Below are 13,619 nucleotides of genomic sequence, written 5' to 3'. Positions count from 1 at the left end.
CTGCGCCGGTCATGCCTTGACTCTTTGAGATTGTCGCCGTTCGTTTTGATGACGTTGTTCGATCGGTGACCGATATGAAGCGCGCCGCGCCAAAACGGGGGCCGGATAGGCCTGGGAAATAGCTATTGGTTGGGCCTTGTCCGGTTAAGCCGCCTGCGCACTTGCGCCCCGCATCTGGACTTTTTTCCGCAATGGACGCTAGCTGTCCCCCGGGAGAGGGTTGTGGGCAAGGTCCATCGTCATCAAGGCGCCGACCAGGCTGACCGGTGCCGAAAGCGCGCCGGCAGAAGAATGCCGTCACGGCAGCTGCCGCGACAGCTCTTGGGTTTCATCTTTCTAGGCGTTGGTACGCTTGCTGCCGCAGTCACTCAATTCGTCATCCAGAGCGCCGCTGGCCACCGGAGCACCATAACGAATTGGACAGAACCGCTGCCTCACGCCATGCAAGGCCGCGCGTCGGTTATTGATGGCGACACCGTCGAAATCGCCGGCAAACGGATCCGTTTCAGCGGCATCGACGCACCTGAGAGCCGGCAGTACTGCGAAGACGCCAAGGGCTTTGAATATTCCTGCGGGCGCCGCGCTGCCCAAGCCTTGGACAAATTCCTGGCAGCATCGCGGCCATTGCATTGCAGTTTTGTGGACCGCGACCAGTACGATCGGCTCGTCGGGAATTGCGAGCGCGCCGATGGTCACAGCGTTCAACACTGGCTTGTCGAGGAGGGTCTGGCACTCGACTGGCCGCGCTATTCGAATGGCGCGTACGCCGCCGAGCAAGCCACTGCCAAGGCGGCTCGCCGTGGCCTTTGGCAGGGTAGATTCGATCAGCCTTGGGATTGGCGTGCAGCGAACGCCGACAAGGTCGACACAATCAGCGAGCGACCGATCGGCCTTGGCCTTTTCGGTGGCTGCAGCATCAAGGGCAACATTGCGATCAACAGCGGGGAGCGAATCTACCATGTCCCCGGTCAGGAGCATTACTCAGAGACGAAGATAAGCCCGCAATACGGCGAGCGCTGGTTCTGCTCCGAGCAAGAGGCTCAAGCTGCAGGCTGGCGAAAGGCAAGGCGGTAACTCACTGGCCCTCGAAGCGGAATTCACGTGCCATTCAGAAGATGCGCACGGCCGATTGTTCGACTTGCGGCCGCAACGGGGGTGCAGGCGATCCCGCGTAGTCACGTCGACCGGGACATGCAGTTCATCCTCCAGAAGGAGCTTGACGCCCACAAGATCGAAGGCATTGAAACGGCTCTTCGGATCATAGTGGATGAACAGGTCAAGATCGCTTCCTTGGCCGGCTTCATCTCGAACCGTTGACCCAAACAGGCAAAGCGCGGTCGCGCCCATGCCTTTCACGGCATCAGCTGTCCGGTGCAAGCTGTTGATGGCATCCACTTTGTTCATGGCCCTAACCTATTTCCCTCGTCCGGGGCTGGACATTGACTGGCCCTGAACGGATTGAGATCAGAAGCCGCGGTTATGGCGAGAACGGACATATTTGTCCTAGGCGCGCGCCTTCCGTGGGCGCTTGAGCCGCGCCGGCGCAACTTCCTTCGGCTTGCGACCGAGCCCGATGGACTTGGCCAGTGCCGAGCGAGAAGCGGCGTAGACCCATTTTCCGAACTAATCGAGCGGGCCAACCTTGCTCTGGGGCGCTCACGCTCCTTATTCGAAGGAATAGGTGAACCCTTGGCCTGAGGCGCCAACCGTCACCTTTGTCATCTTTTCGCCAGCGAGCGACCGGTTCAGCACGCCGCGGCTCAATTCCGGAAGAAGCGTATTGGTCAGGATGGCGTCAATCATCCTGCCGCCGGATTCGATCTCCGTGCAGCGGGTCTTGACCAGAGCCATGACACCGTCGCCGATTACCAATTCCGCATCGTTGGTTGCACGCAGCCGACGAGCAATCTTGGCAAATTGGTGACGGGTGATCGCTTCGATCATCGAATCCGAAAGCGGAAAGTAGGGGATGGTCACCACCCGGCCGAGAAAGGCCGCAGGGAAGACCTTCAGCAGCGGGCTGCGCAACGCGGTGTCCAATTCGTCGAGCCCTGCCCGGACCGCGCCATTCCTTGTCCGGTCCATGATGACTTCGGAGCCGACATTCGACGTGAGCAGGATCAGCGTGTTCTTGAAATCGATCCGTCGGCCTTCACTGTCGTCCATCATCCCTTTGTCAAAGACCTGGAAGAAGATTTCGTGCACGTCCGGGTGCGCCTTCTCGACCTCGTCGAGCAGGATCACCGAATAGGGCTTGCGTCGCACCGCCTCGGTGAGAATTCCGCCCTTGCCGTAGCCGACATATCCGGGCGGCGCGCCCTTCAAGGTAGAGACCGTATGTGCCTCCTGGAACTCGGACATGTTGATCGAGATCAGGTTCTGCTCTCCGCCGTAGAGGGTTTCGGCAAGTGCCAAGGCGGTTTCGGTCTTGCCGACACCCGAGGGGCCGCAGAGCAGGAACACGCCCACCGGCTTTTCCGGCGCGCCGAGCCCGGCGCGGCTGGTCTGCACGCGGTTGGCGATCATCTCCATGGCGTGATCCTGGCCGACCACGCGTTCGGACAACGTAGCGGCGAGCCGCAGCGCCTTCTCGGTCTGGCTCGACAGCATCCGTCCGGTCGGGATACCGGTCCAGTCCTGAACCACTGCTGCCACAGCGTTGCGGTCGACCGATGGCAGGATCAGCGGTGTTTCGCCTTGCGCCTCGGCCAGTTCACTCATCAGTTCGCGCAGCCGGGCGAGATCGGCGGCCGGATCGGTCGGAGGGATATCGCTCGCCGCCGCCGGTGCCTTCGCGCCGGCCTCGGCCTTTTCGGTCTCCGGCGCGCCCCTGCCCTTTGTTTTGGCGGCAGCCCCCTGCGCTTCCACCGCATCGAGGGGCACGCCGTCACCGCGCAGCCTGGCGCGCAGTTCGAGTATCTCGGCCACCAGTGCCTTTTCGCGCTCCCAACGCTGCTGCGCGGCGCCGAGCGTGAGTTCGGTCTCGGCAAGCCCGGCCTCGACCCGCGCCTGCCGCTCGGCTACTTCGATGCCGATTGCAGCCTCGCGGCCGATAATGCCGCGCTCGACCTCCAGCGCCTGGCGACGGCGCATGATGTCCTCGACCTCGGCCGGCGTGGCGTACTGCGATATGGCGACACGCGCGCAGGCGGTGTCGAGAAGGCTGACCGCCTTGTCCGGCAGCTGCCGCGCCGGGATGTAGCGATGTGACAGGCCGACCGCCGCGTCGATCGCCTCATCCAATATCTGAACCTTGTGGTGCTGCTCGAGAACGCCGGCCACTCCGCGCAACATGAGGACGGCTACCGATTCCGAGGGCTCGTCGATCTTTATCACCTGGAAGCGGCGGGTCAGCGCCGGGTCCTTCTCGATGTGCTGCTTGTATTCCGTCCAGGTCGTTGCCGCTATCGTGCGAAGCTCGCCGCGCGCCAGCGCCGGTTTGAGCAGATTGGCAGCGTCGCCCGTTCCGGCAGCGCCCCCGGCACCGATCAGGGTGTGCGCTTCATCGATGAAGAGGATGACCGGAGCTTCAGACGATTGAACCTCGTCGATTACGGCCTTCAGCCGCTTTTCGAATTCACCCTTTACGCTTGCACCCGCTTGCATCAATCCGACATCGAGCATGCGCACGCTCACCCCCTGCAGCGTGGGCGGCACATCGCCTTGGGCGATGCGGAGAGCAAAACCCTCGACGACTGCCGTCTTGCCGACACCCGCCTCGCCGGTCAGGATCGGGTTGTTCTGCCGGCGCCGCATCAAAATGTCGACGATCTGCCTGATTTCCGGATCGCGACCGACGACCGGATCGATCTTTCCGTCGCGGGCGCGCTGCGTCAGGTCGGTGGCATATTTGGTCAGCGCCGAATCCCCGCCGGGAGCCCGCCGCCGCGCCTCTGCAGCGGGAACCGAAGCCGAAGCGCCGGCTTCGAGTGAGCCGTTCAGGATATCGGCGAAGCGCGCCATGACCGCGTCGGCATCGATCTTGTCGAATTCGCCGCTGATCTTCGACAGCAGTCCTTCCAGCACCGGCGTCTTCAGGCAAGCGAGGAGAACATGTGCGCTGCGGACTTCCTCCACTGCGAATTCCAGTGTTGCCAGATTCCAAGCTTCCTGAATGGCGTGGAAGATATGGTCTGAAAATTCCTCGATCGAGGTTGCGCCATAAGGCAGCTTGTCCACCGCGCGAGTCATATCGGCCGCAACCCGGCTCGCATCCACTCCCGCATCGGCGATCATCATCTGCACATCCGAGCGGTCGGAGAGCACGAGTTGCTCGATGAAGTGGACGAGTTCGACGTAGGGGTTGCCGCGCAGCTTGGCGCTGTCTGCCGCAGCCTTGAAGGCACGCAAGCCTACAGGATTGAGCTTGCCGACCAGTTCCTTGCGCTTGAAGCTCTGCGATGACCGGCGCTGTTCCATCGAACGTGCTCCTGCATTCTGCAAGTTGATAACCTGCCACATAAGCAGCCGCTTGACAAAGTGGGTGATGAACGAAGGCTTCGGTGCCCGATTTCGCCGGGTCCTGCTATTTGTGAAAGGTCTCGTCTCACCGGCTACAAACAACCACGCGACCGGAGCCCCGATGCGATGCATTTCAGATGCTGAGTTCGGCAGTTACGCCAAGGATTTCAGCACTCAAGACTCGGCTAAGTTAGCTTTCGTTAATTTTTCAGCGATCGCTGAATTGTGGTGAGGTGCAGCCGTGTGATAACGTAAGGGCAGGCATGGCCTCAGGGCCAGTCACTGGGGGATCGGTGTGATAGATATCGCACTCTGGCTTGCTCCGCTCGACGGTGAAAATCCGTCCGGCGAAGATTTGCGCAACGATCCGATGTTTCACGAGCTGGAGCGCCTGACGGAGCCCCAGGTCAAGGTGGACCATGACGGCAACAACAGGCCGGTCTCGCAAAGTACAATTCCTGTCGACTGGCCAGCAGTGCTCGCCAAGGCGGAGGAATTGCGCGCGCACGGCCGCGACCTGCGTTTGATTGTCATTGTCACACGCGCACTGGCCAATGAGCAGGGGCTGGCCGGGTTGGCGCACGGTCTGACCCTTATTGCGCAGACATTCGACCAGCATTGGGAAACCATGCACCCGGCGCTGCGGCCCAACACACCGCCTCGCGATGCCGCCTTGCGCCGCATCAACGCGCTGCTCGACCTTCAGAATGGTCAGGACGGGCTGCTGGCCAACCTGCGGCAAATGACTTTCTTTGCGCCACGCTCGATCGGGCCGATCAGCGGACGCGATCTGGAACAAGGCGCGCTCGACGATCGTGTCATGCTCCAAGAAGCAGCGTCAGGATTGAATGCGGCCGAAAAGACAGCGCTTGTCAGTGCACACGGACAACTCTTGAACCGGGTCCGTGCCGGGTGCACGGCACAGGCGGATCAAGCCAATGCGGAAATGCTGTCGCTCATCGCCGATGCCCGTGCCACGATCGCAGCACTGGAGGCAGTCGAGGCAGCCCTCAACGCTCGCCTTGAAGGCAGTGGCGGCACCGCCGTTCCGGAATTAAGGCGATTTCTGCAGCGTTTACTGACAACCCTCGAGCGGAACTCAGCTGCCAGCGCGATGACGAATGGCTCGGCAAAGCCATCGCCCTCGCCTGCAGATGCGGCAATCCCTGCTCGAAACGGTCATGGAGCCGATACTGTGGCAAGTATGGCAAGCTACACGGACTCGAGCACGGGACTTCCCGAGCGGATTTCTTCGCGCGACGATGTGGTGAAATGCCTGGACCTCGTCATTGCCTTTTATGACCGCACCGAACCGTCCAGCCCGATTCCGCATCTCGCCCGCCGTGTACGCCGGATGGTGCATATGGATTTTGTTGAACTGATGGAAGATCTCGCCCCGTCGGGATTGAAGGAATTCCGGCTCCTTGCCGGCGTTCCCGATGCCAAGAAGACGGCCCAGAAGGATGAAAGGTAGCAAGCCATGCCAGCCGAAAGCAAAGCGAAGGTCATTGAACGCAATCGAGCGCCGCGGGTGCAGATCGCCTATGATGTGGAAACCTACGGCAGTCCGACGACAATCGAACTGCCGTTTGTCATGGCCGTGATGGCCGACCTTTCGGGCGCTTCGCAGACCAAGGAAGCGATGAAGTCGGTGCTGGACCGCTCCTTTGTCGAAACCGACGCGAACCGGTTCCCACGTTTCATGGAAGCGCTCGGACCGCGCGTGAAAGCCCGCGTGAAGAATACGCTGCCCCAGGCTGAGGGCGCCGAGCGGGACGAGGAACTGGCGCTTGATCTTACCTTCACCAAGATGGGCGATTTCGCACCGGACAAGATCGCCGAGCAAGTTCCGCAATTGGCTGAAATCCTCAAAATGCGTCGCCAGCTCGAGGAACTTCTCGGCTTCATGGACGGTCGCGTCGACGCCGAAAAGCGCATTGCGCAACTTCTCAATAACCAACCGCTTCTTGGCAAGATCGCCAGCCAGGCACTGGCCGACGACGATAAGGCAGGGGAATGACCATGGCCGAACAGCAAAAGACTGCCGCCGTCACCGCCGAGGCCGAAGCCATTGACCTGGGAGAATTCAGCGGCCTCCTCGAGAAGGATTTCAAGGTCAAGAAGGACGACAGCGAGAAGCTGCAGCAGCTCGTACGCAATCTCGCGCTTGCGGCGCAAACGCGCTCCGATACCACCACCATCTCGTCCAATGCGATCAAGTCGATCAAGTCGCTGATCGCCGGGATCGACAAGATGCTGTCGGAACAGGTCAACGAGATCCTGCACGCGCCGGAAGTGCGCGAAATCGAGGGCACATGGCGTGGCCTCTGGTATCTCGTCAACAATACCGAGACGGATCAGAAGCTGAAGATCCGGGTGATGAACATTTCCAAGCAGCAGCTGGCCGACACGCTCGAAGATTATGAGGGCCAGATGTGGGATCAGAGCCCGATTTTCAAGAAACTCTATACGGACGAGTATTCGATGCTTGGCGGCGAGCCTATCGGCTGTGTGATTGGCGCCTACGAATTCTCGAACCACCCGCGCGACGTCGGTCTTTTGCGCAACATCTCCGGGATCTGCGCCTCTGCACACACGCCGTTCATCGCAGCTGCCTCGCCGCGCCTGTTCCGGATGGACAGCTGGCAGGAATTGCCGAACCCGCAAGACCTGCAGCAGATCGTCTCAAACCCGGCCTATGCCTCGTGGCAGTCGCTGCGCGAGAGCGAAGACGCGCGCTACATCGGCCTGACCATGCCTCGCGTTCTGGCAAGGCTGCCGTATGGCACGGATACCGTTCCGGTGAAGAGCTTCACCTTCGAGGAAGAAGTGCAGGGCGATCACAACAAATATGTCTGGATGAATGCAGCCTTCCCGATGGGCGTGAATATCAACCGCAGCCACAAGCTCTATGGCTGGGGCACGCAGATCCGCGGCGTCGAAAATGGCGGCACGGTCCTCAACCTGCCTGTGCACAGCTTCCCGACCGATGACGGCTCGATAGCGATGAAATGTCCGACGGAGGTCGCCATCGACGACCGGCGCGAGGCTGAGCTGGCCAAGCTCGGCCTGATGCCCATCCTGCATCGAAAGAATACCGATCTTGCGGCCTTTATTGGCGCGCATTCGCTACAGGACGACGAGACAAGGGCAGGACGGCTGGTCGACCCCGATGCACAGGCCAACGAGCGGCTAAGCGCCAACCTCCCCTATCTCTTTCCGGTGTCGCGTTTTGCCCACTACCTCAAGGCTATCGCGCGCGACAAGGTCGGTTCGTTCAAGGAACGCTCCGATATGCAGATCTGGCTGACCGAATGGATCAACCGCTACGTGCTGGCCAACCCGGCCTTTGCCGACGACAAGGCGCGCGCCAAGCGCCCGCTTGCCGCCGCCGAGGTTCAGGTGGACAGCGTGGAGGGGCGGCCCGGCTACTACAATGCTCGCTTCTATCTGCGCCCGCATTATCAGCTGGAGGGCATCAATGCCTCGCTCCGGCTGGTGTCGGAACTTCCGTCTGTAAAGACTTGATTTGCACAAACAACATCTTGGTTTTTGAAAGCGGTGGAGAAAGAAAATGCCCACAAATACGAAGATTGATGGCTTTCTGAAGGTTCCGGATATCAAGGGTCCAAGCATTCGAGACGGCCACGAGGACGAAATCGAAATCCATGGGGTCGATTACAAGATGGTCGCACCCTACGATCCCAATTCGCTGTCTCGTCGCGGTCGTGTTTCCCTGGGCATGATCAAGTTCACCAAGCACTATGACAAATCCTCGCCCTACCTGAAAAAGGCGCTGTTTGAGAACAAGGCGCTGGACGAAGTGGTGTTTTCGGCGCGGCGGACCATTGATGGCGAGACCAAGGATTACCTGGTCGTCACCCTCACCGACGCCTCGATCATGGAATACGACATGTCGCAGGCCGAAGATGAGGAAGACCTGATCGAGGAAGAGGTCAGCTTCGCCTACAAGAAGATCAAGTTCGTCTACGACGACAACGATGAAATCGAAATGGATGTCTATGTCGGCAAGTGAGGCCCGGCGGCCCGGCGCGGACACGTTGCAAGGCAGCGGCAGTTCGCGAGCAAAACGCGAAGCAGTCCAGCCCTCTCTTTGGGACCGCCTCGTAAACGATTTGCCGGGTATGACTTCCGAGATAGACGGGCTGCGCCAGGCCTTGCAGGACGAGCTTGGCGCGGAGCGACTGGACAATCTGGTTGCAGCCAGTGCGCGGCTCGTCGACGCCGACGCGGAGTTGACGGCCGATCAGAAGCGGCGCCTGCACCGCCTGGCCTTTCAGAGCCAGCACCGCGCCGAAATCGAAAGCCGCGGCGTGGTGGTGTCGGCTCGTGTGCTCAAGGAGGCCGTGCGGCGCGACGTCGAGGCCTTGTTCAACACCGAGCGCTTCGAGGCCGTTCCGCTTCTTTCCGATCTTGAAAGCGAGCAGGCCGCGGACAACCCGCCGTCGCTCGCTGATTTTCCGGAGGTGCGTCGCAGCGTGGTCAACTACGGCGTGCCTTCCTTCTCGGGCCGTTCATCTCGAGACTTTGATCGCGAGGCCCTGGCGCGCGAGATCCGCTCGGTGCTTGCCACGTTCGAGCCGCGTCTCAAGGAAAGCGCAACAAAGGTTACGGTAACCCTTGGCGACAAAACCGTGGGCCTGAAGATCGAGATAGACGCGGTGTTGATCATGACGCCGACGCCAGAACGCATGCGCCTGCGCACCACGATCAATCTCGATAACGGCTTGGCTCGGACCGAATTTAGGGAGGCCTGAGATGGATCGGGTCTTCGTAGAATATTACGAGGAGGAACTGACCCATATCCGCGCGCTCGCGGCAGAATTTGCCGACATGCACCCGGCGGTGGCGCGCAATCTTTCACTCGATACCGTCCCCTGTCCGGATCCCTATGTCGAGCGGCTGCTTGACGGCGTTGCTTTCCTCGCCGCGCGCACCCGGCTCAAGGTCGATGCGGAGCGCTCGCGATTCTCACGCGCCGTCCTTGACGTGCTCTATCCCGATCTGGTCACGCCGGCGCCGGCAACGGCAATGGTGGTGCTGAAACCCGGCCAGCAGGTCCAGACAATGATTGCGGGCCATATTGTCAAGCGCGGCACGCGCCTGGTTTCAAGCCTGCAGCCCGGCCTGTCGACGCGTTCCACGTTCACCACCGCCCAGGACATGACGCTGTGGCCGATTGCGATCACCTCGGTCGGCTATTTTCAGGATCGCAGCGCCTTGGGGGCAGCCGGCATAGGGCCGATCGGCGGTGTTGGTGGCGAAGCGGCGCTTCGCGTCACGTTGGCTCGGACCGGCAAAGGCAAGCTCGACGAACTGTCGCTCGATCGGCTTGACTTCCACTTTGTCGGGCGCACCAAAGCACCACTGCTTTTCGACGCTATTTTCGGGGCCTGCTCGGCCGTTGGCGCACGGGCGGAAGGCAAGGCCAACCCACTATCGCCCTTGCCGCAACCCGAAATGGTCGGCATCAGCGACGACGAGGCGCTGATGCCTCGTACCCGTCCGACGTTCGAAGGCTACCGACTTCTGCGGGAATATTTCATGATGCCGGAGCGCTTTCACTATGCTCGGCTTTCCGGGCTGCAGCCCATCGTGCGCAAATGCACAACCGGGCTCGAGATCATCTTCATCTTCAGGCGTCCAGTGCCTGAGCTCGCCGATCTGACGCCTGCGGATTTCGAGCTTTTCGCAACGCCGATCATCAATCTCTTTGAACGTGAGTGCAATGTCATCGAGCTCGATCCGCGCAAGACGCGGCAGGTGCTGCATGCCGACCGCACGCGAGCCCGGGACTTCGAAATCTATCGGTTCATCCGCGTCGAGGACGCCGACAGCGAAGGCAACGACGCCGAAATTCCGGAGCTCTTCAGCCTGGGACAGAACCGGGGCAGCGGTTGGGTTTATTCCACCGAACGGCGCCCACGCCGCCCGACAGAGGAGGAACGGCGCGACGGCCTGACCCGCACCTCATACACCGGCGATGACGTTTTCCTGGCGATTTCACGTCCGGCGGAAAGTCCGGCGAACCGGCCGCTGAAGCGTGTCGACGTCGTGGCGCTCTGCACCAACCGCGATCTACCAATCCTTGACGACAACCCTACCCTGACGCTCGAAGCCGGCGACCCGGTCGAAACGATCCGGCTTCTCGGCGCATTGCGCCCGCCTCGCCCCGCCATCCCTGCAGCGCTGCCGACGGGTGCGGCGGGAGAATCGCGAGCCGACAATCTCGCCTGGCGGCTTGTAGCGCAGCTTGCGCTCAACTTTCTCAGCCTTGCGAAGGAAGGTCGCGGTATCGACCCGCTGCATGCGCTGCTTGAGCTTTACGCCGATAGGGGCGACCCGAGCCTCGCCCGCAATGTGCACTCGATCGTGCGCATCGATTCTCGGTCAGTCATCGAACGGCTGCAGATCGACGGACCGATGTGTTTCGGACGAGGCACGGAGGTGACATTGCATGTCGACCAGTCTGTCCTGGCGGGGCAAAGCACATTGCTGCTTTCGGCCCTGCTGGCGCGGCTGTTTGCCCGTCACGCCGGAATAAACGGATTTGTGCGAACCCGCACACGGCTGCTGCAGAAGCAGGAGGATGTGCCATGGCCGATGACGCCCGGCAATCGCTACCTGATCTAGACGAGGCCGGCCTGCACCGCGCCGAAGCGCTGTCGGATGCGTTCGACTTCTTCGAGCTGTTGCGCCGGCTCGAACGCAGAGGCGGGCTGTTCGGCTATTCCGGCCCGCCGGAGCGCGAGCCGTCAAGGCTCGGGCAGCATATCCGTCTCAGCTTTTCCGCCAAGGACCTGGCAGAATTCCGCGAAGCGAAGGACAAGGCCCCCGCCCGGGTTACAGTCGCCAACATCGGGCTGATGGGACCTGAAGGCCCGATGCCTTTGCATTTGACGCGCTGGGTGCTCGATCGTCTGTCGCAGCGCTGGTTCACCGGCGCCGATTCACAGCAGACCAGCGATACGACATTCATGGACTTCGTCAACATTCTTCAGCACCGTATGATCGCCCTGTATTATAGGGCGTGGGCGGATGCGCATCCGGCGGTTCAGGTCGAACGCGCGGTGGGTGGGCGCGTTCGCGCCATGCTTGAATCCATGGCAGGGATAGGGCTTCCCGGCACCCAGAACGCCGACCTGGACGCCGTGAAGCTGCGCCAGGCCGCTTCGCTTGCCAATCAGATCGACGGCCCTGAGCGGCTGACGCTGTTTCTGGCAGAGGCCTTCAAGGTGCCAGTCCGGATCAGCGAGTTCATCGCTGCCTGGATAACCATACCAGCCGCGCTTCAGACCCGCCTTGCCAAAGCCTATGCGGGGCTTGGTCGGGGAGCGACGATCGGTCCGCGCGTTTTCAACCGCCAAAGTAGGATTGAGCTCCGCGTCGGCCCGTTGGGGTATGAGGACTTCAAGGCGTTCCTGCCGGGCGGTCAGCGCCTCAAATTGTTCAAGCAGGCCGTCCGCGAGATGGTCGGGGAATCGCTCGACGTCGATCTGCGCATCGTGCTGGCGCGCGATGCCGTTCCCCCGCCCCGCATTGGAGCCGTGCAACTCGCCCGGACCGCGTGGCTTGCGCGGCCCGCTGAAAGGGGCGATGCTGACGACATGCGGCTGCAGACAATAGTCGGCTGGCGGCAGGAAGGGGCGGAGGTCGCGGCATGAGTCTGCTGCTGACGCTGGAGCAAGGGCCACGCACACAGGCGGTACGACAGACCCGGCTTGACGAAGGCGAGCTGGTGATCGGCCGCAGCGCGGACGCCGGCTGGCAGATCGACGATCCCGACATGTTCGTTTCGCGGGCTCATTGCAGGATCACTGGTGGGCGAGACGGATATTTCGTTACCGATACCTCGAGCAGCGGATTGTTCATTGATGACTCCGACAGCCCGCTTGGCGCCGGCAAGTCGACGCGGCTTCGCAATGGCATGCGGCTGAGACTGGGCGACTACATCGTGTATGTCGACCTGCAGACGTCGACCGTCCAAGCGACAGCAGCAGCCAGCGGCCCAGTCCCGGAGCGCTCGCCACCGGCGTCTCGGGCGCCGGTCAGCATCGGCCGCGATGATTTCTTTTCAGCCACCGTGGAAGAAGAGCCGCGGCGGCCACGTCCAGCCGACCTCCCGAATCCCTTTGAGCAGCCGATCCCGGGTGCGTTCGAGCGCGCCAACTCCAGACAGCGCAGCTCGCCTGCTTTCGATGACCCGTTCAGCCTCGATCCGGTTTCAACGCCGGTATCCAAAGACGCAGCCGGCTATCCAGAACCAGCCGACGCGCCCAAACAGGCGGACCCTTTCGGCCTTGACCCGGCGCCGTCCCGCAACGGCGCAACCGAGCCCACGGCCGGAGAGCCGCCGGAATTCAATGACGACTTCGGTTTTGAGCCAGCCGCGACCCCCAGTTCGGGAAGCGGCGCCGGTTCGACCAGTCAGCGCCAGCGCAACGCCCAACGACCAAAATCGGCCAATGCCTGGGACCTGCCTGTGCGGGCGGCAGAGGCCCCTCCCCCAGTGCGGGCAGGCGCTGCTGCCAACCCCGCCCGTCCGCCGCCGGCGGCGCAGCACGCCGACATGGCGCTTCGCGCTGCATTCCTGCGCGGCATGGGCGTCGCGGAGGCCGATTTTCCCGGCCGCGACGCCATCGCTGAGATGGAGAAGTTCGGCCGCGAATATCGGCTTATGATGGAAGGCCTGATGCAGCTGCTTCGCAAGCGTGCCGAAGAAAAGGGGAATGCTCGCGTTGCCCAGACAATGGTCGGAGCCTCCGAAGTCAATCCACTCAAGTTTCTGCCGACCGTCGACGACGCGATCGTGACGCTGATTGCCGAGCGCAGCCCCGGATTTCTCGCCGGCGAAGCGGCAATCGCGGATGCGGTTCGCGATCTCGCACAACATCACGTGCGCGCCTGGCGTGGCGTGCAGGCCGCCTTGCGGCGGATGGTCGACCGTTTTGAGCCGGCAGCGATCGAAGAAGAGCTGAAATCAAGTTCGGCGATCGGCACGCTGCTTTCGGGCGGGCGCGGCGCCAAGCTGTGGGAACTCTACCAGAAACGCCATCGTGAAATCGCCGAGAGCGCGGAAAAAAGCTTTCTCGGCGAAATCGGCGCCGATTTTCGGGATGCATATGAGGAGGAGTAAG

At 61.8% G+C, this 13,619-nt stretch carries 10 protein-coding genes and 1 pseudogene; 9 read left to right on the top strand and 2 right to left on the bottom strand.

From position 1 onward, the window contains the following. The first annotated feature begins 222 nt into the window (after positions 1-222). On the top strand, positions 223-1,074 hold the full coding sequence (locus NKI85_RS27060) for a thermonuclease family protein (RefSeq protein ID WP_352778935.1): 852 nt from the start codon (positions 223-225) through the stop codon (positions 1,072-1,074). Between the two features lie 34 nt (positions 1,075-1,108). Here NKI85_RS27060 and NKI85_RS27055 read toward each other — a convergent pair. Continuing rightward, positions 1,109-1,404, bottom strand: a pseudogene (locus NKI85_RS27055) (nucleotidyltransferase family protein). A gap of 261 nt (positions 1,405-1,665) precedes the next feature. Then, positions 1,666-4,419: a type VI secretion system ATPase TssH gene (gene tssH / locus NKI85_RS27045; protein ID WP_352778933.1), complete on the bottom strand. Its 2,754-nt coding sequence runs from the start codon at positions 4,417-4,419 to the stop codon at positions 1,666-1,668. Between the two features lie 337 nt (positions 4,420-4,756). On the opposite strand from tssH, the gene tssA reads away from it, so the two are divergent. Genes tssA through tagH form a run of 8 tightly spaced genes read left to right on the top strand, consistent with a single transcriptional unit; the run spans position 4,757 to position 13,618 of the window. Then, positions 4,757-5,935, top strand: coding sequence for a type VI secretion system protein TssA (tssA, locus tag NKI85_RS27040; RefSeq protein ID WP_352778931.1), 1,179 nt, complete (start codon positions 4,757-4,759; stop codon positions 5,933-5,935). 6 nt (positions 5,936-5,941) lie between these two features. Next, a complete protein-coding gene (gene tssB, locus NKI85_RS27035; RefSeq protein WP_352778929.1) occupies positions 5,942-6,481 on the top strand; it encodes a type VI secretion system contractile sheath small subunit in 540 nt (179 codons plus the stop codon). 2 nt (positions 6,482-6,483) lie between these two features. Then, positions 6,484-7,989, top strand: a complete 1,506-nt coding sequence (gene tssC / locus NKI85_RS27030) for a type VI secretion system contractile sheath large subunit (RefSeq protein ID WP_352530169.1) — start codon at positions 6,484-6,486, stop codon at positions 7,987-7,989. A 46-nt stretch (positions 7,990-8,035) separates the two neighbouring features. Then, on the top strand, positions 8,036-8,497 hold the full coding sequence (locus tag NKI85_RS27025; protein WP_352778926.1) for an Hcp family type VI secretion system effector: 462 nt from the start codon (positions 8,036-8,038) through the stop codon (positions 8,495-8,497). Further along, positions 8,484-9,239 carry a type VI secretion system baseplate subunit TssE gene (gene tssE / locus NKI85_RS27020; RefSeq protein ID WP_352530219.1) on the top strand — a complete coding sequence of 252 codons (756 nt, stop codon included), beginning with the start codon at positions 8,484-8,486 and terminating at the stop codon, positions 9,237-9,239. The genes NKI85_RS27025 and tssE overlap by 14 nt, the downstream gene beginning before the upstream one ends. Position 9,240: 1 nt before the next feature. Next, positions 9,241-11,115, top strand: coding sequence for a type VI secretion system baseplate subunit TssF (tssF, locus tag NKI85_RS27015; RefSeq protein WP_352778924.1), 1,875 nt, complete (start codon positions 9,241-9,243; stop codon positions 11,113-11,115). Further along, a complete protein-coding gene (gene tssG, locus NKI85_RS27010; protein ID WP_352778922.1) occupies positions 11,079-12,146 on the top strand; it encodes a type VI secretion system baseplate subunit TssG in 1,068 nt (355 codons plus the stop codon). The genes tssF and tssG overlap by 37 nt, the downstream gene beginning before the upstream one ends. Next, complete coding sequence (tagH, locus tag NKI85_RS27005; protein ID WP_352778920.1) at positions 12,143-13,618, top strand: type VI secretion system-associated FHA domain protein TagH; 1,476 nt, start codon at positions 12,143-12,145, stop codon at positions 13,616-13,618. Before tssG ends, tagH begins: the two co-directional genes overlap by 4 nt. Position 13,619: the final 1 nt, after the last annotated feature.

Origin of the sequence: Mesorhizobium sp. M0571 (genome assembly GCF_040320985.1) — a bacterium.
Lineage (GTDB): Bacteria > Pseudomonadota > Alphaproteobacteria > Rhizobiales > Rhizobiaceae > Mesorhizobium.
This window is presented reverse-complemented; position numbering and strand designations above follow the sequence as displayed.